The 22,572-nt window shown below is 44.3% G+C and carries 16 protein-coding genes; 8 read left to right on the forward strand and 8 right to left on the reverse strand.

What is annotated here, in order from left to right:
* Positions 1 to 30 precede the first annotated feature (30 nt).
* Complete coding sequence (gene ruvC, locus ACRBG0_RS09760) at positions 31 to 609, forward strand: crossover junction endodeoxyribonuclease RuvC (RefSeq protein ID WP_431486711.1); 579 nt, start codon at positions 31 to 33, stop codon at positions 607 to 609.
* Here the strand turns inward: ruvC and ACRBG0_RS09765 are convergent.
* The 8 genes from ACRBG0_RS09765 to ACRBG0_RS09800 form a co-directional block, all read right to left on the reverse strand.
* A complete protein-coding gene (locus ACRBG0_RS09765) occupies positions 599 to 997 on the reverse strand; it encodes an HIT family protein (RefSeq protein ID WP_431486712.1) in 399 nt (132 codons plus the stop codon). The two genes, ruvC and ACRBG0_RS09765, sit on opposite strands and share 11 nt — an antisense overlap.
* Before the next feature lie 13 nt (positions 998 to 1,010).
* Positions 1,011 to 1,484, reverse strand: coding sequence for a transcription elongation factor GreA (gene greA / locus ACRBG0_RS09770; RefSeq protein ID WP_020538297.1), 474 nt, complete (start codon positions 1,482 to 1,484; stop codon positions 1,011 to 1,013).
* A gap of 375 nt (positions 1,485 to 1,859) precedes the next feature.
* Positions 1,860 to 2,909, reverse strand: a complete 1,050-nt coding sequence (locus ACRBG0_RS09775) for a PorV/PorQ family protein (RefSeq protein WP_431486713.1) — start codon at positions 2,907 to 2,909, stop codon at positions 1,860 to 1,862.
* 181 nt (positions 2,910 to 3,090) lie between these two features.
* On the reverse strand, positions 3,091 to 7,173 hold the full coding sequence (locus ACRBG0_RS09780) for a hypothetical protein (RefSeq protein ID WP_431486714.1): 4,083 nt from the start codon (positions 7,171 to 7,173) through the stop codon (positions 3,091 to 3,093).
* Between the two features lie 99 nt (positions 7,174 to 7,272).
* Positions 7,273 to 10,986, reverse strand: a complete 3,714-nt coding sequence (locus tag ACRBG0_RS09785) for a carboxypeptidase regulatory-like domain-containing protein (RefSeq protein ID WP_431486715.1) — start codon at positions 10,984 to 10,986, stop codon at positions 7,273 to 7,275.
* A 379-nt stretch (positions 10,987 to 11,365) separates the two neighbouring features.
* Positions 11,366 to 12,187, reverse strand: a complete 822-nt coding sequence (locus tag ACRBG0_RS09790) for a hypothetical protein (RefSeq protein WP_431486716.1) — start codon at positions 12,185 to 12,187, stop codon at positions 11,366 to 11,368.
* 635 nt (positions 12,188 to 12,822) lie between these two features.
* A complete protein-coding gene (locus ACRBG0_RS09795) occupies positions 12,823 to 13,281 on the reverse strand; it encodes a c-type cytochrome (protein WP_431486717.1) in 459 nt (152 codons plus the stop codon).
* A 44-nt stretch (positions 13,282 to 13,325) separates the two neighbouring features.
* Complete coding sequence (locus tag ACRBG0_RS09800; RefSeq protein ID WP_431486718.1) at positions 13,326 to 13,730, reverse strand: RrF2 family transcriptional regulator; 405 nt, start codon at positions 13,728 to 13,730, stop codon at positions 13,326 to 13,328.
* A 245-nt stretch (positions 13,731 to 13,975) separates the two neighbouring features.
* Between ACRBG0_RS09800 and nosZ the strand changes: the two genes are divergently transcribed.
* The 7 genes from nosZ (at position 13,976) to pheT (ending at position 22,529) form a co-directional block, all read left to right on the forward strand.
* Positions 13,976 to 15,964, forward strand: coding sequence for a Sec-dependent nitrous-oxide reductase (gene nosZ, locus ACRBG0_RS09805; RefSeq protein ID WP_431486719.1), 1,989 nt, complete (start codon positions 13,976 to 13,978; stop codon positions 15,962 to 15,964).
* A gap of 66 nt (positions 15,965 to 16,030) precedes the next feature.
* Entirely contained in the window at positions 16,031 to 16,624 is a 594-nt protein-coding gene (locus tag ACRBG0_RS09810; RefSeq protein ID WP_431486720.1) for a hypothetical protein, read from the forward strand.
* Positions 16,605 to 17,039, forward strand: coding sequence for a nitrous oxide reductase accessory protein NosL (locus tag ACRBG0_RS09815; protein WP_431486721.1), 435 nt, complete (start codon positions 16,605 to 16,607; stop codon positions 17,037 to 17,039). Before ACRBG0_RS09810 ends, ACRBG0_RS09815 begins: the two co-directional genes overlap by 20 nt.
* Before the next feature lie 2 nt (positions 17,040 to 17,041).
* Positions 17,042 to 18,274 carry a nitrous oxide reductase family maturation protein NosD gene (locus tag ACRBG0_RS09820; RefSeq protein WP_431486722.1) on the forward strand — a complete coding sequence of 411 codons (1,233 nt, stop codon included), beginning with the start codon at positions 17,042 to 17,044 and terminating at the stop codon, positions 18,272 to 18,274.
* On the forward strand, positions 18,271 to 19,008 hold the full coding sequence (locus tag ACRBG0_RS09825) for an ABC transporter ATP-binding protein (RefSeq protein ID WP_431486723.1): 738 nt from the start codon (positions 18,271 to 18,273) through the stop codon (positions 19,006 to 19,008). The genes ACRBG0_RS09820 and ACRBG0_RS09825 overlap by 4 nt, the downstream gene beginning before the upstream one ends.
* 10 nt (positions 19,009 to 19,018) lie before the next feature.
* Positions 19,019 to 19,801: an ABC transporter permease gene (locus ACRBG0_RS09830; protein ID WP_431486724.1), complete on the forward strand. Its 783-nt coding sequence runs from the start codon at positions 19,019 to 19,021 to the stop codon at positions 19,799 to 19,801.
* A 277-nt stretch (positions 19,802 to 20,078) separates the two neighbouring features.
* Positions 20,079 to 22,529, forward strand: a complete 2,451-nt coding sequence (gene pheT / locus ACRBG0_RS09835; RefSeq protein ID WP_431486725.1) for a phenylalanine--tRNA ligase subunit beta — start codon at positions 20,079 to 20,081, stop codon at positions 22,527 to 22,529.
* The last annotated feature ends 43 nt before the right edge of the window (positions 22,530 to 22,572 follow it).

Below are 22,572 nucleotides of genomic sequence, written 5' to 3' on the forward strand. Positions count from 1 at the left end.
CAGCCTTTAAACTTGTCTTCGAGCTACACTATGGCCAAGTCTTCAGCAACCAAATCATCTCCTTACCGCTTACTAGGTGTCGACCCTGGAACAACTGTACTTGGCTTTGCCGTAGTAGAGGTAGATGACAAAAAACTCCGGGTGCTGGAAATGGGAGTTATCCACCTGAGTAAACTACCTAGCCACGAAGAACGGCTACAACGTATTTTTGAACGGCTCAAGCAGGTCATTTTCAATCATAAACCTCAGGAGATGGCGATAGAAGCTCCCTTTTATGGCAAAAATGCCCAATCCATGTTGAAACTTGGCAGGGCTCAAGGAGTAGCTATTGCTGCAGCTATGACCAGCGGCCTTACCATACAGGAATATGCTCCTCGAAAAATAAAACAATCTATCACAGGCAATGGCAACGCCTCTAAAGAGCAGGTAGCTGCAATGCTTGAGCAAGAATTAAAAATAGACCTAAGCAAGCAACTTTTAGATGCTACAGATGCCCTTGGTGCTGCGCTATGCCACTACTACCAAACAAAGAACAGCCTTGGTTCCGGTAAACGTCACCAAGGCTGGGAAGCCTTTCTTAAAGATAATCCGAACAGAGTTAAATCTTAATAGCAGCCGCTATCTTGGCAGCTAATGCCTGATAATTATCCTCATCAACGGCTACCGGAGGGCGCTCAAAGTTGATATCTCCCACTTTATTTATTGGCACTAAATGAATATGCGTGTGAGGCACTTCCAATCCAATCACTGCAACACCTATACGCTCACAAGGAACGACTGCCTCTACGCCAGCAGCTACCTTTCGGGCAAAATCCCATAATGCGGTATAAGTAGAAGGGGCTAAATCAAAAATATAATCGACTTCTGCTTTAGGAATAACCAAGGTGTGCCCTTCCGTACGGGGACGAATATCCAAAAAAGCCAGAAAATCCGCTGTCTCTGCTATTTTGTAGCAAGGAATTTCCCCACTAATAATCTTTGTGAAGATACTTGACATCCGAAAAAGGTAATTAGATGGTGATATTTAAAATTTCAAACTCAATACTGCCTCGAGGTGTCTCCACTGAAGCAATGTCTCCAACTTTCTTTCCTAAGAGCCCTTTACCTATTGGAGAGCTTACAGATATCTTTCCTGTTTTCAAATCAGCTTCACTTTCTGAAACAAGGTGGTAGGTCATTTCTTTTTTCAGCTTCAGGTTCTTGATTGTAACTTTAGAGAGAACCGTTACTTGTGAAGTATCTAGCTGACTACTGTCCAATACGCGGGCCGTGGCCATCACTTTGTCCAGTTCATTGATCTTCATTTCCAGCAAGCCTTGTGCTTCTTTTGCAGCATCGTACTCAGCATTTTCTGACAAATCGCCTTTTTCACGTGCTTCTGCGATTGCTGCTGCAACTTCCGAACGACCTGTGGTTTTTAATTCTTCTAACTCGGCTTTCAACCGCTCATACCCTTCTGGGGTCAGATAACTTACTTTTGACATAAACATCTATTTTTTATCCCTGACCATATCAACAGATATTCTCTATCCAAATGATCAGCATATTTTTTATAGAGACCAAAACCTCGTATTGCCAGTGAAAGAACATCACTAGCAAGTCGCAGACTTTGTCTTTACGATTAATAGTATCCCTATCCAAACTATTACCCTGCTAAGCTTGCGGGTATACCTACTTCTTCTTCGGCTCAAAGTTGGAAAGAGGTTTTGATGTCTGTTACTACAGACAAAAAAACAAGAACGCTTTCACAGACAGGGTGAAAACGTTCTTGTCTTTTACATCGTCAAAGTTACGAAAAAAGGCGTTGCCGCGCAAGAGGTGTATTCAGTGACGATAAAAACAGCCTTGAGAATAGCTGTCTATAAATTGATACGGATACCAAAGTTATGTGTACCGTCCCAAACTTTAGTTGTCCGGTAAGCATAGTCAATGGAGAGCGTGTTGCTCTTACGTTCTTTGCTTAAAGGCACACTGATACTCGCTCCAGCACTAGGGCCAGTGTAAACAGATTCCTGCGTCACATCAGCATCAACTTCTACTTTATAGGCTCCACGCAACATGAAACGCTCTTTCAGTGCATACTCTACCCCAACACCTATTTGGTCCCGAGAGAAGGAGTTAGCTGTAAAGTTACCCAGCGCTGTTAGGCGATGAGTACCTTCTGCGATCAAGAAATCGTAGCTAGCTCCAATATTCAACATCGAAGGCAGTTCGAAACCAGCAGAACGCTGAGACAAAGTCAAGTTGTAAGCATCACCATCAGCCGCCTGTGCGTTAGTTGCCAAGCCTTGGCCAGTAAATGACATCCGAGAGCCAACATTACGTAAAGCAATGCCAAACTTGAAGTTGTCATCGTCTCCGGTTACATATTGTACTCCAGCATCAACTGCGAAACCAAAAGAAGATACATCAGAGGTAGACTCTGAGACCCCCCGAAGGGTAACACCAACCGATACTTTGTTCTCGAAAACGTGAGCATAAGAAAGGCCAATGTTGAAGAAGTTGATATTGTAGGTAGGTCCATCAGGATCAGGATCAGGCAATTCAGTGGTTGTTACCAAGATATCTCCGAAATTAACGGACATAAGACTGAAGCCAAAAGCGCTATTTTCGCCAACCTTCTGGGTAAGCCCCAGTGCATTAAGTTGAATATCAGCGCCCTGCAAATAGTTAGCACTACCGAGTGAAAACTCTGTTTTGTTAACACGGGCCATTCCAGCAGGATTAACCCGAATAGCCTCTACCCCTCTTACAAACGATGTATTCATCGAATGTAGGCCAGCACTGCTCGCCCAAGGGTTGAGCAGTAACTGCACTGCTCCAGCTTCACCCTGGCGATCAGGGTTACCCGCCCAGAGGGAGGCTGTTAGGAAAAGGCAAAGATGAAATAGGTATAATGATCTTTTCATTACCGTAGATTAATGAAGTCCCAAGTTATAAAACCTGGCACTTTGTTTTTGGATGTAGCAATTTCCTCACTTCTGAGGAGCGTATTGCTTAATCTTTTAAAACCCTTAAAAGGGAGATTCCGCTTCTAATCAATCAGTTAGAGGGCGTCTGGTTTATAAAAACCAGACGCCAACTGATTTCTTATAAACCGGAGGGGTCAAACTGACGATTCACACCAAACCACTTAAGGGTTCGCTCTCCTAGTCCAGGAGCACTAACGTGAATCAGATAGACACCACTGGCAATTGGAATACCGCGGAAGTTTTTAAGATCCCATTCCAGATCAGGGTTGACCTGTGCCAACTCAATAGCCCGGTTAGGACTATCAGGGCGGGCTCCAACCTCGTCGCGATCATACTTGCGGATGAACTTCCCATCCAACGAGTAAATCGTAACCGTACATTTGCTTGGAAGGTTAGAAACCTTAACAACATTCTCAAACTGAGAATCCTCATACTGAGAGAATCCGTAGTAAGGGTTAGGAACTACATTGATTGACTGAAGTGCTTCATTCAAACCAATTTCGTCTAGTTCAGTAGCCTCTTTACCTTCCAGCTTGAAACGATAGGTAGGGTAACCATTAAATTCACCCGTTCCAGTTTTCACTGCGTAAGAATTATCTACACGTAGCTTAACGATCACATCACTAGGAATCAAGCCGTCTGCGTAAGAAGTCATCTGAGCACCTCCTGGAGCCCCAACGATCATACCAGCCCAAGTGATCTCTTTCATGACCAGTACCTTACGTAATGGGCTACCATCACCGAGGCGCTCCAAAAGCTGAGCACAACGATCATAAGGTTGCTTTGTAACGTAAATGAAGTGCTGTCCACCTACTGCGTAGTTGAATGGAGATACTCCACCACCCGGTGTAGGTACAAAGAAGTTATCATCAGGGTTGAACATCATATCACCACCGTTAGATGGACCGAATCCTAATGACCCGTTGTATACAGAGTTCTCACCGAAGAAAATATTCAAACGCTCACCTGTTTCTACGTCAATAGCATAGCCAGGGAACCAGCCCATACCGTTTTCTTCTCCTGCCGGAGCATTGGTATCTACCGCAGGTAAGCCATCAGCACCTTCTTCTTTACTTACAGAAGGCTTGTCACGCAAGTCAAACATATTGCGTTCACCTTCCGAGAAAAAGCCAGCATCTTCGTATGCAGGGTTCATGGTTTCAACAATAACACAACGACTCCAAAGTGACTTATCACTTGTAAAGACGATGTCAATGTTGTTCAACTCTGACAGATCAGTCTGGTTACGAACAATATTGTTACTATTAGCTGAATTTACCCAAGCTGGTGTCAAGTAAGGGATACCTGCTTCAGTATCGCGCCAGTTTGTAAGAAGGTAAGGCACAATAAATCCATTACCAATACCAGACAGTGACTGGTTAGGGTCAAGATCAAAGTCCTCATCGGTAGAATTAGTCGTGGCCATGAAATCGAAGATTACTGCATCTACTACAGGGTTACCTGTTGTAATAGGCAAGTTATCTCTGATACCAAAAAGCCATGGGCTTGCATCTGGATCTAGGTATTCTTCAGCGTAACCACGAGCACCATTAGATTCGATATCATAAGGTGCAGAACCTGGTTCAGCAACCTGAGCAATCGTTACAGAGAACCCAAACTGACGAATGATTTGCTCATTAACGTCTTCAATGGATTTTTCAGCTGTAATTACAGGAGCTGCAGCATCAGTAAGGCTACGAAGCGTCCAGAATGCAGGCGAATCTAGCTCGTCATTTGCAAGGTTGTCATCTGTAAATGTTAACTCGTATTCGCCATCAATAACCTCTAGTGGGTTAAAGACTTGTACATTAATTGGGCCGAAACCTCCTTTGTAAGTAACCTCGCCAGAGAAACTATCGGAATTATCTTCCTGAATCAGTTTTTCTATCTCCGTACGAGTTTCCTCATTGATATCTAGGAAATTAGTTCCTGTTCCTTCTCCATCAATACGAGTAATAACAGGTCCGTCTCCATACTGCGCTTGAAGGTTACGATCCAGAATTTTACGAGGGATTACGGTATAGAAACCATTATCTGCATCTCCAATATTCCGGTCACCTTCGAGGTAAGGCGTCTCCTGGCCACGATCCCCCTGACGGGTAGGATCAAACTCCAGGTAGTTATTGTAAGCGTATGCAACTGCCGTGAAGTAGTACTTTTTATGGTTCACTAAACGACGATCACCTTCTGAAAACTGATCCTCCGTGATTTTGAAGGTGTGACGAATACCTTGGTTCTCGCCATTAACTTTCAATGCAGGAACGAAGTAAACATCTTCTGTTGGTGTCTGATTATCTTCTGGGCTAAGTGCTTCCCAGTTGAAAATCTTCTCAATACCATTCTGCTTATCTACCTGGTATACCAAGCGAACTTTTTCCGGATCTTCAACATCAGCTAGTGACACATTAGGGCCAGAGAACTGATACAACTTGTATCCTTCAAAACGGTAAAGACTATCAAATCCATCGCTAATACCCAAGCCTTGCTCCTGGTATTCCTCAAAGCGGTTGTTTGAGCTAAGCGTATCGTTAGAGAATACTGCAATAATTTCGCGATCAAGCTCTACCCAATCTACATCTGGTGCATCAGGGCCACGCGTGATTTCAAAACAAGCATCAAATAAATCCTGAGCTACATCATCTGCCTTCTGTAGACGAGAAAGGCTCGGACATGGGTAAGCCTGGTCTGGAACCCAAACAACACCGACGATCAACTCATTTACAGCACCTGGAAACAGCGTAAACTGACCAGAAGCCTGAATGGTACGACGGTCACCTACAGGTAAACCTTCTTCACACATCGACCAACCTCCATTTTCGTTGGGAGGATCGACGAAAGCGTAAGGAATAGCAGGACCACCTTCCTGGTAAGCATCGCCACCAAAAGTGAAAGGGGTACCATCACGCCAGCGGCCTGATAGATAGTTGTAGTATTCCTGTGGTGTATTAGGATCCGTGGTTCCCGGAGCAGGTGTAGGAACCCCCGCACCGTTGTTATAATAGGTAAAAGAGGACATACCTAATTCGTTACCCATTTCATCCAATGGCCCACGGAAATAATCAATACCTAAAATCGGCACCTCATCACAATAAGTGTTGACACCCTGGTCACAAGTACAACCATTGGTACCATCTAATTGGTCAGCATTGTAAACATAAGCCAAACTACGGCCTACATCACAACCTACATAATCATCAGTATAACAGCCCAAATCAGGGTCTACCCACATCGCGAAATAAGTACTGTCAATCTGCTCAATTGCACGGTTGATCAGCTTAAAACGCTGGAAGGTCATACTGTTGATATCATCATTCGTTTGGTAAGCAAAGGCTTGCACCTGTACCTCCATCTGAATTTTATTTGGAGAACCAGTTTCCCGGTGATCGTTACCTGCATCATTGTAGATCCAGAAGATCATTTCATCAGGATTAGACTGTGGCTCTTTGTCCAGACAGCCGCGAATCTCGATAATAGGATAATCACCTTCGTCTGGGTTATATTCGCCATCAACTCCAACATCCCAGAAACCAGCTAATCCTTGCAATGTATTCGGCAGTTGAAACTGGTGAATATCTTCAAAGAAACGGTTACCTTTTGCTGGCCAGCCAAGAATATCCTCAGGGATAGTTTCTGGATCAAGAGAAGTTTCGCCCAATGCTTCAGCTTTACGCCATTCACGTACGTGTGCTTCAATGTTTGCACCACTGACTACAAAGAACTTATCCCACTGGGCACAGGTATCGCGACCAATCGTACCACGGTTAGGATCTGCCAAAGGACCACCTTCGTAGTCATCATCACCGGGATTAAGCGGTCCAGGATAGAAATCAAAATCACCACTACCACGACCATAGGTCTGAGCAGCTACCTTTAGGTTACCACCGGGATCTTTACCACCTAGCCAAACAGCACCGGCAAAAATGGAAGAAATTTCCGGTACGCCCGGAGGGGGTTTAGGAACAATGTAACGTCCATCGTTACCATCCCACCAAACATCGCCACCAGTAGTTAAACGCGCCCGTACATTATTGATCTGCTGATCGATCTGGGTTACTGCATTATCACAGTTATTCCGGAACGATACCTGATCTGAGGGCGTATTTACTGGACGGCCGTCCCGAGTGGGACCGACATGTGCCTGTAGTGCCAGTGTCATACACAAGCCCAGCAGGGTCATTAGCCATGAGTTAGAAATACGCATAATAAAATTTATTTAGCATTTTATAAGAGCGCCCTTACGGAGCGCACAATGTTCCCGAAAGCAACTATACCTGCGTACACCTGCTTTCGGGAATTTGATTTAGAAGTCCATGATCGCTCCAATGAAGAGACGACGTGGCAAGCTGTAGAAATCAGAGTTCAACAGGCGCCACTGGTAAGAAGCAAGGTATGCTTCAATCTCACGCTGTGATCCTGAAATCGACTCGATCTGATCCTGCCCGAAAGAAGAACGAAGGAAGCCATCATCTTCTGGGTCACCAGTAACAGAGTATACATTGATAATGTTACGAGTATCCAACACGTTGGAAATACGCAAGTAAACATTCAAACCTAGTTTATCACCAATGTCGAAGTTCTTATCAATACGCATATTGATCGTTGTATTCCAAGGCTTACGAGAACCATTGATAGCACCAATCGTTCCTACTCCACCTAATTCCTGCGCTACTTGCTTTGCCGTGTAAGGACGACCAGAAACCGCTACGGCCTGGAAGTTAATACCTGCATTCGCTAAGATGTAAGCACCAGCAACACGTGGCCCACTTTCCTGTGGGAAACGGTAATCAGCAACCAGGTTGAAACGGTGACGCTCGTCAAAGTTCAGTGGGAACAAAGTCCGTAGGTTACCACGGTTGGTTAAACCACGCTGTGATTCTGTATCAGACCCCGTACCATCAGCAAACTGTAAAGTATAGTTAGCATTCAGGGTCAAGTTACGAGTACGACGCAAATCATAACCAAAAGAGAAACCTTTTACGGTACCAAAATCCTGGTTGTCAAAAGTCGTGTACTGACCTACGATAGGAACAGGGAAGAAGGTACGCAGCTGGATCATATCCCGCATTTCCTTGTAGTAAGCAGAGATCTTAATCGCAGAAGACTGCGTTAATGCTTGCTGGAAACCTACTTCGTAATCTACCGTACGTTCTGGACGTAGGCTAGCGTTACTAAAGGTTTGGCTACCGGTACGCTCTACAAAGTAGAAGTAATCAAGTGCCGTAGCAATGGTGCTACTGTTAGGGCGCTGAACCAATACATCATAGTGAGCAAAGAAGTTGGCCTTATCAGAGATAGGGAACGAAAACGCCAAACGTGGCATCACGTTAAACTGTACCTCGTAATCCTTAAAGGAAGACTCAGGGTTGAACTCTTCACTCTTAATGTAATTAGACTCATGGGCACCAGGGTCCTGGTATTTAGGAAATACAAGACCGGTACGGATACCTTCAATTTCATTTGCTCCATTTACAGGAGTACCATCTGCTTTGTACCAGTTATCACCATCACGGTAGGCTTGTACCGTTTCACCATTGTCATTTTCCGTATAAACACGGAAGTCAGAACCGATGTTACCAGGAGCTGAACCACCAAAGTTATTATGGAAATCTTCTGCACCTTGAATAGAGTACAACGAATAAGGATCCTGTAAAACTTTAGTATTCGCATCGTAGCGGTCAATACGTACACCTAAACGGAAGATGATATCCCGGAAAGTAAACTTATCCTGAATATAAGCCGACGTATATAGTGGTCGTGCAGCAGCTACAGGGAAAGTACGAATACCTTCCGCGTCAACCGCAGTAAAGAAGTCTTCGAAAGTACCATCAAATTCATTACCTAGGTAATCATATCCATAGTAGTCAAGAATGAACTGATCGTTCAATTCTTTTGCAGAGAACATAGACAAGCTCAACTGGTCTGGTGTAAGTCCGTCGATATTCACGTATTCATCCAAGCCAACACCTAACGACTCCCGAATAGCGCGGTAAAAACGAGCATTTTCAGGGTTCTGAAGTGTCAGGCTAAGGATATTAGCATCAAAAAACGGATCAGGTAAACCTTCTGCATCATACAACTGACTGTATAAACCAAGCGTATCTGCATTTTCACGGTCGATACCCTGAATGTGAGCATTCGCATTCTGACGGGCAGCTGTCCAAAGACGACGAGGGTCACGTACATCGTAAGAACGATTAACACGGCCTTCATAAACAATACCCAACTGGATGTTATGACGACCTTTCTCAGAACCACCAGGCACTAAATCAAAAGAAGCACTAGCGTTGAAAATCGTTACATCATTATCCTGCTGAAGCGCGCGGTTGTAAATAGAACCTACATTCGAGTGAAAACCCCAAGAGTTGTTAAAGATATCGTTTACCCGACCATTGATAGCGTACAGGTTATCGATATTAACATTGTTGTTTTCTCCTAAAATTCCTTGTACAACGTAGCCAGGCTGTTCTGCATTCAGTCCTTCTCCAATAGCCAAACCAAGTGGATTATTATAATTGGCTAATACGGGGTTAGAACTGTTGCCGGTATCATAATTGCGTAATACCTCTCGGTAATCCACGTGATTCAAGAAGCGATTACCAAGCGTATCGAAATCTTGTTCAAATACTGGAATATAATCTACATCGAAAGTACCCACATGACCGTAAGCGAAATAGTCATCACCATGGCGAGGATCTTTGATCTCAAAAGTCTCGTTCTCGTAGCTACCCTGTAAGGTATACATGGCATTCTGTACGGTTGACACTTTACGATCATCGCCTTCTCCACTCACAGCACCACCAAGGCGGTGACGGAAGCGGAAGTTAACCCGGTAGTCGGTATCAACACGGGTAGGGTTATTGTGAGAGTTCAATGTACGCCAACTTGCACCCGTAGAGCTGTTTTCATTTGGCGTCTGCATGTCCTCACCATTAAAGTAAGTACCACTCAATGTTACGTCAATTGCATCGCTAAAGCGCGCATCCAACTTAGCATTGAAGTTAGCTAATGTTTGCTCTTCAAAAGGACGAACATCCAGCCCATCAACATCGTCATTCGTTAAAAAGTCAGCTGCTACAAAAGGAGTACCTCCTTTAATAATCACTGGATTAGCCTCCAATTCTGCAAGGACATCATCCTTTACCCGATACACAGGCACGGCAGATGGGTCATCATCCAAGCGATAAGTATAACGGCCAGCAACCCGGAATCCAAGGACAGAAACGCCCTTTTTATTACGAAGAATAGGGCCAGATAAGTTAATCCCTAACAGGCTGTTGTCGTAAGGGTCAAGATATTGAGACGTTTCCGCTTCAATACCTCCTGAAAATTTATCAGAAGGGCCTTTGGTAGTAATCGAAATGATACCACCTGTTACGTCTCCATAACGAGCTTCTACCCCACCAGTAATAACCTGGAGTTGATCGATTTCCGATTCAGGGATTAAGTTACCCTGTACCCGAACACCGTCCACGTAATAGTTGGTTGCATCGTTACGTGATCCACGTACATTCACAGCATCCCCTTCATCAGCGGTAGACAGACCAGCAGTGGTCGCCGCCAGGGCATTAATGTTACGTGTAGGAAGGCTACGAATCTGGTCGGAGGTAAGCGTACCACCCTGGGTGGTATTATCTTGTTCTACCAGCGGTACCCGATAAGCAGTTACAGTTGCTCCGATATCCAGCAAAACTCCCTCTTCAGCGATTTCTCCGTCCAATTTAATTGCCTTTCCGGCAAAAACCTGAACGCCAGTAACCGTGGCGGTTTGATATCCGAGGTAACCAAATCGAACCTCATAAGTTCCGGGATCTAAATTTGCGAAATTGTAGTTCCCGTCGAAGTCCGTTTCAGTTCCGGACTTAAGTACACCATTCTGATAAAGTGATACAGTACCGAATAAAATCGGCTCTTTATTCCCCCTGTCTACAACTTTTCCGCTTAACGAAGCGGATTGGGCAGCGAGGAAGGATACACTAAACAGCAATAGTGTGAAAAACAGTAAAGAACGTTTCATATAATCCTGTTTTTGACATTTGCTAATTCCTAGACGAACCGATCACCGGTCCGAAAAAGTCCACAATGTTAAGAAATTAAGCACGTACAAAAAAGCATTGTTGCCTTGGCAACCATATTTTAGAACTTTCTCTCCTAACATTCTCAAGCAAAAGTAATGCTTAAAAGCATAGAACCGAAGATGTTATTTAACAAAAGTCAGGTTTCTGATTTCCCATCAGAAACGCTTAATTACTTGTAAAAAGCCTACTTAGCATAGGTAAAATGGCAACACTAGCACTAAGAATAAAAAACCACTCTTAAATTTTAGTAAGAGAAGTGAGAGATTCGTCTCGTAGCTGACAGAGTATAGTACTGTCTGTACCTATAAAAAGAATTGATTAAATTTTAGGCGAATTCAGCTCCTTCACTTGGCTTAAAAGAAAAATTAACACTCCTAGAGGAATAAGAAAGCTGGCCCCAAATAGGAATTCGTAATAATATGGCATAAATCCGAGCGTAGCCCAGAACATTGTTCCCTGAAGAAACAAAAGTATTTCACTAAAAATAAAACCTAACACTAGTATAATCATCCCCCAACGTGCGTAGTTACTTTGGGTTTGCAACAGCTGAAATTTACCAGCAAGCGCAAGTAATGAAAAGGAAATTGCGCCCAATAAGACGAGGTGAATGAAACCAATAACGTAATTCCGAATAGTGTATGCGGCTTCGGCTACAAAGGGTACAACTACCAATGCCTGGATACAGACTTTTCCTGCAAATGAGACACCGGCAATGATTAATAAACGGAAGGCTGCCTTTGAAAAAAATCTTTCTAGCGAGCTATAGTGAGGCCTAAGTAAAAATACTAGTACAACTAAAGCCGATAGCTGTACAATAACCCCTAAACTATTGGCCAGAAAAATAGATGTTTCAGGTGCCGCCCAAGCTAATGCCAGTGCATAAGTCAACAAGCTGGACAAAACAAGTAACCCCAAAAAGTAATTTTGTTTTTTGGGATCAATCATCAAATTCTGATCTTCAAGTACTTTAAACAATAGCGCTAATGCGCCAAATAGAAACCATCCATTGAATTGAAAATGCAGATAAAACTGAACAGCCATATAATAGAACGCAGAGCCCTTGAGAGAGGTAGCCATAATCGGCCCCATCGCCCAAATGGCGATGGTAGAAATTACCATAAAAGCAATAGCTGTTTTCAAAAGTAAAACGGCAAAAGATTTCCCTTTGGGAAGATCAGCCCAAAGCCAAGCTACAAAGACATAGGAACAAATAATATGCAGGCAAGAAAAAGCAATAGATACGCTACCATACCCTTGTAAAGGGAAGCTGATCAACATCCCAACCACACTTATTTGGGTAACCCAAAACAAAGCGTTGTAGGCACGTTGATCTACCTTGGAAGAGGAAACAAAAGCGGTGGTAAGCAAAGCAAAAAGGGCCATGTATACCCAACCCAGCATCGCTACATGAGAATGGGCGTGCAAAAAACTTTTAAAATTTAACCAACTGACCTCTTCTACAAATGCAAAACGTAGGAGTGCGCCAAGAGACGCGGCTATCAAAAAATTAAGTAATGCTATAATCAACCATCGTTTAGCCATCAAGTCGTAAATTTTCACCTTCTCTTATCGTTTTCTAATCCAACTAAAGCTAAGGAATATAAGAGAATCAATTTTCAAAAACGAGAGCGATAGACAAAACTACTGTTAACCAGGTTACGCGGGCTTCAGCCCGCTTCTAAGAGCGGGGAAACTCATTGCGGACTAAAGCCGCGCGGAACCTGGTTTCAACCAGATCGAATAGCCTACATTTATTCTATAGGTAAATCCTTGTTTTATTCTGTAGTTTCCGCATCGTTGGCGTAAATAAACTCCAGCAAATCCCGTGCATCCCCGATGCTAATGTTCTGGTTAGGCATTCTGGTAAGACATTCTTCCAAAAGTTTCTGAGCTGCCGGATCCTGATCCAACATCACCTCTACATTGGTGATCATGTTCATAATCCACTCTGGCTTACGTTTCTCCGTAATGCCTTTCCATCCTGGACCTACTACCCGCTGAGCTGATAGTTTATGACAAGCCGCACATTTCATTTCGTAGATTCCACGGCCTCGGTCGACCATATCCTGATCCAGTGGATTGTTTAGCGTAACCTCTTTAATTTCGCCAATGCCCTTGCCATCATCAGGCCGGGTAGCATTCGTTGTAAAAGGAGTCTCCTTAGGTTCTTCAGCTCCACCTCCGCAAGCGAAAACCATACTCGACAATAATAATAATCCAATGATAAATCTCATGGCAAATAATTTTAGTTTATTAGATTTATAAGTATTTCAATGCGTTAATTCTGTTTTATCTCTCGGGCCAAGGCGGGAATTGATTTCATTTGCTCAATACTCTGCCGAAAAACCAATGTATGACAATGTAATGGACATGGTTTTTCCGAAGAACAAACCGGCAACCCCAATGCACACGACGTAAACAAGTCTTCTCCATCAATACACCTAATCACATCTTCTAAGCTCACTTCTTGGTTTTCTGGCGCTAAATAAAAACCTCCTCCTGCCCCTTTGCTTGATGCAATCAAATGATGCCTGGCAAGTTGCTGCAATAGCTTTGCCAAGAAAGACTTGGGCACCTCCAAAGCTTCCGCAATTTCATTAGCACCAATCTTTTTTTCTCCGTCCGTATGTGCGGCAATATGCAGCACTGCCCGAATCGCATACTTGCAAGATTTTGAGAACATCTAATGAGCTTTCAGTTGATTACTTGATCAAAGATATAAATAAGACAAAGATATAAATAAGACAAAGATATCTCTTTATCTCAAAAAATCAAATGCTTAAGATTAAATATCGTGATGATTGTTATCATCTATTAGTGGGCTCAATACGGTGAACTTTGTCACTAAATAATGGGGAATAACAAAGATGTATATCCACATTCTTTTATCCTCCCCCTGTTTACACCCTTAAGTAAAATGATTGCTTTATGAAGAATCCGTTTAAATTCAAATGGCTTTTATGGTTGATCCCTCTTGTGCTAGGGTTAGCCTTCACCAATCAAAGCTGTTCTTCCAGTCCTCAGAAGGCTTCTGCCTTGAGCGGGGATGCAGCTAGCGCCGTCTATGTCGCGCCAGGAGAGTACGACGAATTTTATGCGTTCCTTTCCGGTGGTTTCAGCGGGCAGGTTAGTGTATATGGCCTACCCTCTGGTCGTTTATTAAAGGTCATCCCTGTCTTTTCTCAAGATGCAGAAAAGGGCTATGGCTATAATGAAGAGACCAAGCCAATGCTCAACACTTCCTTTGGGTTTATCCCCTGGGATGATGCCCACCACCCTGAGCTGTCACAAACCAAAGGGGAAACCGATGGCCGATGGCTATTTATCAATGGGAACAACACACCTCGTGTAGCTCGTATTGACCTTACTACCTTCGAGACGGCTGAGATTATTGAGATTCCCAACTCTGGGGGTAACCACTCTTCTCCTTTCACTACTGAGAACACAGAGTATGTAGTGGCAGGTACCCGCTTTGGTGTACCCGTTCCTCAGCAGGATGTAGCCATCAATACTTATGCAGAAAATTTCCGTGGTGCACAAACCTTCATCAAGGTCGATCCTGACAATGGTGAAATGAATATCGAATTCCAGGTGTTACTCCCTGCATTTGATTACGACCTCGCCCACTCGGGCAAAGGCAAATCACATGGTTGGACCTTCTTTACCTCTTACAATACAGAGGAAAAAAGCACCCTACTGGAAGTAAATGCTTCGCAAAACGATAAGGATTACATTGCGGCCATTAACTGGAAAAAGGCAGAAGAGTACATTGCCCAGGGTAAGTTTCAGGAAGTTCCTGCCAACTATGCTCATAACGTTCTAAATGAGAAGACGCATTCTGCTACTACTAAGATGCAGGATAAAGTTCGGGTATTAATTCCTTCTGAATGTCCAGGACTGGTCTACTTCCTACCTACTCCTAAATCGCCGCACGGTGTAGATGTTGACCCTACCGGAGAATACATTGTAGGTAATGGTAAATTGTCTGCTGACCTTACCGTTCACTCGTTCACGAAAGTGCTGGAAGCCATTGAAAACAAATCTTTCGAAACAGAAATCGAAGGTATCCCCGTTTTGAAGTACGAAGAAATCGTAGCTGGCATCGTTGAGAAACCAGGGCTTGGGCCTTTGCATACAGAGTTTGACGACAAAGGCAATGCTTATACAACCTTCTTCATTTCATCTGAAGTTGTCAAATGGAAAGTTGGTACTTGGGAAGTTTTAGACCGCGCCCCTTGTTATTACTCTGTAGGTCACTTGATGATCCCTGGCGGAGATTCTGGCAAGCCTGATGGTAAATACATGGTAGCATTGAATAAGATTACCAAAGATCGCTATCTGCCTACTGGCCCTGAGCTTAACCACTCTGCCCAGCTATACGATATTTCTGGCGACAAGATGAAGCTTCTTCTTGATTTCCCAACGATTGGCGAGCCCCACTACGCACAAGGGATACTGGCCTCTAAGATTGTTCCTAATTCCAAGAAATTTTATCCGCTGGAAGAAAACGAACACCCTTACGCTGCCAAGGGCGAGAAATTCACGAAAGTGGAGCGCACCAGCAGCAACGAGGTTCACGTATACGCAACCACAATCCGTAGCCACTTTGCTCCTGACAATATAGAAGGTATCAAAGTAGGTGACAAGGTCTACTTCCACGTAACCAACCTGGAACAAGACTGGGATACTCCTCACGGTTTTGCGGTCATGGGAGCTCGGACTGCCGAATTGCTCATCATGCCGGGACAAACAGAAACCATGATTTGGGAGCCTCAAAAAGTGGGTGTTTACCCCTTCTACTGTACAGACTTCTGTTCGGCATTACACCAGGAAATGCAGGGATACATTCGCGTATCTCCTAGCACTTCAAATATGCCAATGAAATGGTCGTTGGGTGAAGATGAATTTACCCAGTAAGCACTAGTATCATTCCAAATGGCCGGTACAGCAATCCTCAGCTGTACCGGCCCACAAAGCTTCACCATGAAACGTTTGCCTCAATTCTTCATGATCTTGGCCGCGCTCAGCCTGCTCATGCTTTTCGTTTTCCCCATGTGGAAAATACAATTATTTGCCCCCCAATATCCCGATGGCGTAGAGATGCATATCTCCATCAATAAAATTGGCGGAAAGACCCCTGGCACCTTACAAAACATTAATATCCTCAACCATTATGTGGGGATGAAAGAAATAGATCCCGATGCAATTCCTGAGTTAAAGTACTTTCCGATGGTAATTATCGGTGTTATTGTTCTTGGGTTAATTGCGGCATTAGTTAATCGTCCTTACGCATTTATGGGATGGCTCATCTTCTTTGCTATCTTATGCATTTTGGGGCTTTACGACTTCTATCTATGGGAGTATGATTACGGTCACAACCTAAGTGATACCGCTCCTATAAAAATCCCCGGAGCATCCTTTCAACCTCCGGTCATTGGCAGAAAAGAAATCATCAATTTCACCGCTGTTTCTCTTCCTCACATTGGGGGCTACTTTGTAGGCTTATCTTTCCTTTTGGGAGGGACAGCATGGTGGTTAAAACGCAAAAACGAACAACATGAGACAGTTGCTTCTTAGCCTCAGCTTACCGCTAATGCTTCTGGCCTGTACCCCTGAGCCACAACCCATTGAGTACGGTGCTGATAAATGTGAATTTTGTCGCATGACCATCGTCGATCTACAGCACGCAGCAGAGGTAGTGACCGCCAAAGGACGCGCTTATAAATTTGATGCGATTGAATGTCAAATCCATTATTTACAAGAAAACAAGGATACCGAATTTGCTTTTACATTGGTCAATGATTATTCCAAAACAACAGGCGAGTTGCATCCCGCTGAAGACTGTACTTTCCTAATCAGTCCTAATATTTCCAGCCCAATGGGAGCTAACCTTTCTGCTTTTCTTGATGCTTCTACAGCTCAAGAATTCCAACAAGAGAAAGAAGGGAAGTTGTACACCTGGGAAGAAATCCAAGATCAAATAAAACGATAAAAATGCGAAGTTTAGCGATCGGATTATTCTGCATGATAAGCGTATTGGCTACTCAGGCCAAAACCATCACTGTTTGTCCATCCTGCTCAATTCCTACCATCCAAAAGGCAATTGACCAAGCTGTCAGCGGTGATGAAATCCTGGTCAAAGCAGGCACCTATCAAGAATCCGGGCTGACCATTACCTGCTCCCTTGTACTTCGCGGAGAAGGCATGCCCGTCATCGACGGGCAGCGCAAGGGGGAAATCCTGATTATTACTGCCGATAGTGTAACCATTACAGGGCTAGAATTCCAAAACGCGGGCGTAAGTCACATTTCTGACCTCGCAGCGATCCGCGTCAAGCGACACGATTATTTCACGATCACTAACAACCGAGTCATCAACGCTTTTTTTGGTATTTACATTGAAAACGGCAAGCACGGAACGATCAAAGACAATATTCTCCTGGGGCGCGCCAATAACGAAATGGATTCCGGCAATGCCATCCATTGCTGGTATGCCGAAGATTTAACCATTTCAGACAACCTTGTAAGGCGCTATCGCGATGGTATTTACCTGGAATTTGTCAACAAAAGCACCATTGCTGACAACCTTAGTGAATTCAATATCCGCTACGGGCTGCATTTCATGTTCTCCAATGACAACAGCTACACTTGTAATACTTTTTACGACAATGGCGCAGGCGTAGCGGTGATGTTTTCCAAGAACATTAGCATGACGGAAAATTTCTTCGCCCAAAACTGGGGCCGATCTTCTTACGGATTATTGCTCAAAGAAATCTATGACGCAGAGATTAAAGACAATGTTTTCCAGAAAAACACCATCGGCATCCTGCTCGAAGGTTCAACCCGTTTGAATTACCAAAACAATAATTTCATACGCAATGGCTGGGCTATTCAAATGAGCGGAGGCTGCCTGGACAATCATTTTACTAAGAACAACTTTACAAACAACTCTCTCGATTTGGTTGTCAACAGCCGGGTCAACAACAACACTTTCAATGGTAATTACTGGGGAGAATACACCGGCTACGACTTGGATTATGATGGCCTGGGCGATGTCCCCCATCGTCCGATGAAGTTATTCTCGCACGTACTGACAGAGGCACCAGAGGCTATTATTTTACTACGCAGCTTCTTTGTTGACCTCATCAACTTTTCAGAAAAAGTTAGCCCGATTTTTACGCCAGAAAACGTCTTGGACGAGGCCCCACTAATGCAAATAGTCAAATGATAAAGATTCAAAATCTCCATAAAGCCTTTGGCAAAAACACCGTTCTTAATGGTATCGACCTGCATATCAAAAAGGGCGGGCGGATAACTGCTGTCCTGGGACCAAATGGCTCAGGCAAAACAACCTTAATCAAGTGTATTTTAGGAATGGTAATTCCCAATACTGGCAATATCCAAATTCAGGGAGAAGCAATCGCAGGCCAGTGGCAATACCGTAAAGCCATCGACTACCTGCCTCAAATTGCCCAGTTTCCGGAGAACCTGACCGTCAGAGAACTTATCACCATGATCAAGGATATCCGCCAGGCCCCTGCACAAGACGACAAGCTTATCCAACTCTTCGGCCTAGAGGACTATCTGGATGAACGGCTTATAAACCTCTCTGGAGGCACGAAGCAAAAGGTCAACCTCACCCTTGCATTCATGTACGACAGCCCCCTGGTCATTCTTGACGAACCTACTTCCGGGCTTGACCCTGTAGCAATGGTGCGCCTACGTGCCCTTATCCGCGAGGAAAAACAGGCTGGAAAAACGATTATGATCACAACGCATATCATGAGTTTTGTGGAGGAAATCGCCGATGACATTGTCTTTTTATTGGATGGGAAAATTTACTTCCAAGGGCCAATTCAAGCGCTGCAAGAGCAACAACAGGAAACTAACCTGGAACGAGCAATCGCCAGTATCCTGGATCAAACAACCTCTTCTTTGCCTACCCACGCTTTGACCTCTTAAATCATCCAAAATGAAAAAGATTCTAAAATATACCCTGTTCGATTTGCTGCGAAGTCGTTGGAATTATATCTATTTCGGCTTTTACTTGATTTTTACGACCTCCTTACTCATGCTGAGCGGTGATGTTTCAACGGTTATTATCAGCCTGATGAATGTTATTCTGATCCTTTGCCCTCTGATTGCCACCATCTTTGGAGTCATGTACGCGTACAATTCTCGTGAATTTACCGTCTTACTACTGGCACAACCCATCCGCAGAAGTGCTATTTTCTGGGGCCAATATTTCGGCCTAGCACTCTCCTTATCTCTTTGTCTCTTGCTGGGAATAGGTTTACCATTTCTCTACTACGGCCTCTCTTCTTCCGGAGCGACCTGGGAATTCTTGACATTATTGGGCAATGGGCTTCTCCTGACATTTATTTTCTCTGGTTTGGCCTTCTTAATTGCACTTCGCAACGACAATAAGATCAGGGGTTTTGGCTTAGCCATTCTAACTTGGTTATTCTTTGCAGTCGTTTACGACGGGATCGTCTTGTTACTCCTCCTTTTTTTCAGAGATTACCCTCTAGAAAATGCGGCTTTAGGGCTGAGTATTCTCAACCCTATTGATTTATCTCGAATACTCATTCTACTCAAGTTAGACATCTCTGCCTTGATGGGATATACCGGAGCTGTTTTCCAAAAATTCTTCGGTACTCTTTGGGGAACCATCGTAACCCTACTCTCCTTGGGGCTTTGGGTACTCATTCCGATTCTCTCTATAAGAATGATTGCGAAACGCAAAGATTTCTAGGAAGAGTACATTGGGATATTGATTCTCTGACATTTCTTGTGTTTTGAGTCAATCGAAAGTAAAAATAACGTTCTTTATCAGTCGCTTAACATTTTCACTTTAGCTTGACCACAAAAATTGTCAGAGAAGGGGGATATTTAAAAAGTTCCTTTAAACCCATTCTCTTTTTCCTATCTTTGCCCCCTTAAATCAAGCGCCTTCTGGAACTTTTCCAAAAAGAAAGGGCTTGTAAGAGAAAGCGCAATATTAAATACAGGATCATAGACTTTAGGTAAAGATGAACGTATCCCTCAGCTGGCTGCGCCAGTATATAGACACGAAAGACCTCAGCCCTGAAACCATTGGCGACATTTTGACAAGTACCGGCCTGGAGGTGGAAGGCATGGAAGAGGTAGAAACCATTCCCGGTGGTCTGCGTGGCCTAGTCGTTGGTGAAGTAAAAGAATGTGGCAAACACCCTGGTGCCGATCGGCTTTCACTTACCAAGGTTGATGTTGGTGGTGATGAATTAATTTCTATCGTTTGTGGAGCACCCAACGTGGCCGCTGGACAAAAAGTGGTTGTAGCTACCGTTGGTGCAGAGCTCCATCCTGTCGAAGGGGATCCGTTTACCATTAAAAAAGGTAAAATTCGTGGCGAAGTTTCTGAAGGCATGATTTGCGCCGAAGACGAAATCGGTCTTGGTCATAGCCATGATGGTATCATCGTCCTTCCTGCCGACGCCACCGTTGGCCAGCTTGCTCGCGACTATTATGGTGTAGAAACGGACTACGTTTACGAAATAGGGCTTACACCCAATCGCTCTGACGCAACCAACCACCTAGGGGTCGCTTATGATCTGGCCGCCGCACTGCGCGTCAACCATCAGCACGAAGGTAAAGTGCAACCTCCTAGTGTAGATGCTTTTGCTGTAGCGAATACCAGTTTACAAATACCTGTAGAGGTCCGCAATACGGAAGCCTGCCCCCGCTACTCTGGGGTAACCATCAGCAACCTGACGATCAAAGACTCTCCAGATTGGTTGAAAGCTCGCTTGAATGCGGTAGGAGTTCGCCCTATCAACAATGTCGTGGATATCACCAACTTCGTCTTGCACGAACTTGGCCAGCCGCTTCATGCTTTTGACCTCGACGAGGTCAAGGGTAAAAAGATCATCGTAGAAACGCTCCCTGCGAAAACCAAATTCCATTCACTAGATGAGGTCGAACGTGAACTCCACGAAGAAGACCTCATGATTTGTGATGGGGAAGGAAGCCCCATGTGTATTGGAGGTGTATTCGGCGGTATTACATCTGGCGTAAAGGACAGTACAACGACCATCTTTCTCGAATCTGCCCACTTCGATCCGGAGTTCATTCGTCGTACAAGTATGCGGCACAACCTCCGGACAGATGCCGCCAAGGTTTACGAAAAAGGGAGTGACCCTAACATTACCGTTTTTGCGCTTAAAAGAGCAGCGCTGCTCTTGGAAGAACTAGCAGGTGGAGTGGTCTCTTCGGAGATCATTGATATTTATCCGGAAGTCAAAGCACCAGCTCGCATTAAGGTTCGCTATCAGCGTGTCAACGAACTCATTGGCGTGGATATCCCCGCAGATAAAGTACATGGCATTCTGGAGGCAATGGGAATGGCGATCCTGGAAAACGACGACAAAGCTTTCACAGTAGAAGTGCCAACCAATAAATCCGATGTCCTTCGAGAAGTAGACATGATTGAGGAGATATTGCGCATCTATGGTTTCAACAATGTGCCTATCCCTTCAAAGGTGACCACCAGTATGGCCATTGCGCCCAGCCCTAGTCCAAGTGAAATCCGCAACAAAATCGGCGACTTGCTAGCAGCTCAAGGTTTCAACGAGATGATGGCATTGAGTTTGTCTGAGTCCCGGTATTACCAGACGGAGGAAACACTGGTTCCTGCCGAAGAATTGGTCTACATCAATAATACTTCCAATGTCCACCTGGACATTATGCGTCCACACATGGTGTACAGCGGACTAGAGGCAATTCTGCGCAACCAGAACCGTCAAGAGAGTGACTTACGTCTCTTTGAGTTCGGTCGTACCTACCGCAAAGAAGACGAAGGTTTCGAAGAAATAAACCGACTTACCTTATTTATGACAGGCCGTCGTCAAGCAGAAAGCTGGCTTGCCGATGACCAAGCTATGGTGAGTTACTACGGGCTAAAAGCCTACGTTGACAGTATCCTGACCCGCCTGGGCGTACAAGGCTTCCAACAAGAGGAAGTTTCAGAAAAAGGGGTAATCGTCTATGGTACACGTTACTTCCGTGGGCCAAAAGAGCTCGTACGCTTTGGTCGCTTACAAGGCAGTCTCCTCAAGGGCATGGACATCAAAGGAGAAGTTTTCTATGCTGACTTCAACTGGGATCATGTCTTCAAGGCACTTCCCAAAAAGCGGGTACAATTTACAGAACTCAACAAGTACCCTAGCATGCGTAGGGACTTGGCAGTAGTCGTTGACCAAGCCGTTAAATTTAGTGACATCGCCGCAATTGCTGGCAAAACCGCTAAAAAATTACTGCGAGAAACCAATCTTTTTGATCTATACATCAACGAAGATCAACTGGGAGCAGGCAAGAAATCTTACGCTGTTAGTTTCATCTTTGAAGACCCTAGCCGTACGCTAAAAGTCAAAGAAATTGATAAAGTAATGGAAAAAATAATTACTACCTGCGAAACGAAACTTGGGGCTCAAATTCGCCGCTAACCAATAACTTGCGCGACGCGCAACTGCAAATAACATTAGAGAT

It is taken from the genome of Lewinella sp. (assembly GCF_050633125.1).
Taxonomy (GTDB): domain Bacteria; phylum Bacteroidota; class Bacteroidia; order Chitinophagales; family Saprospiraceae; genus Lewinella.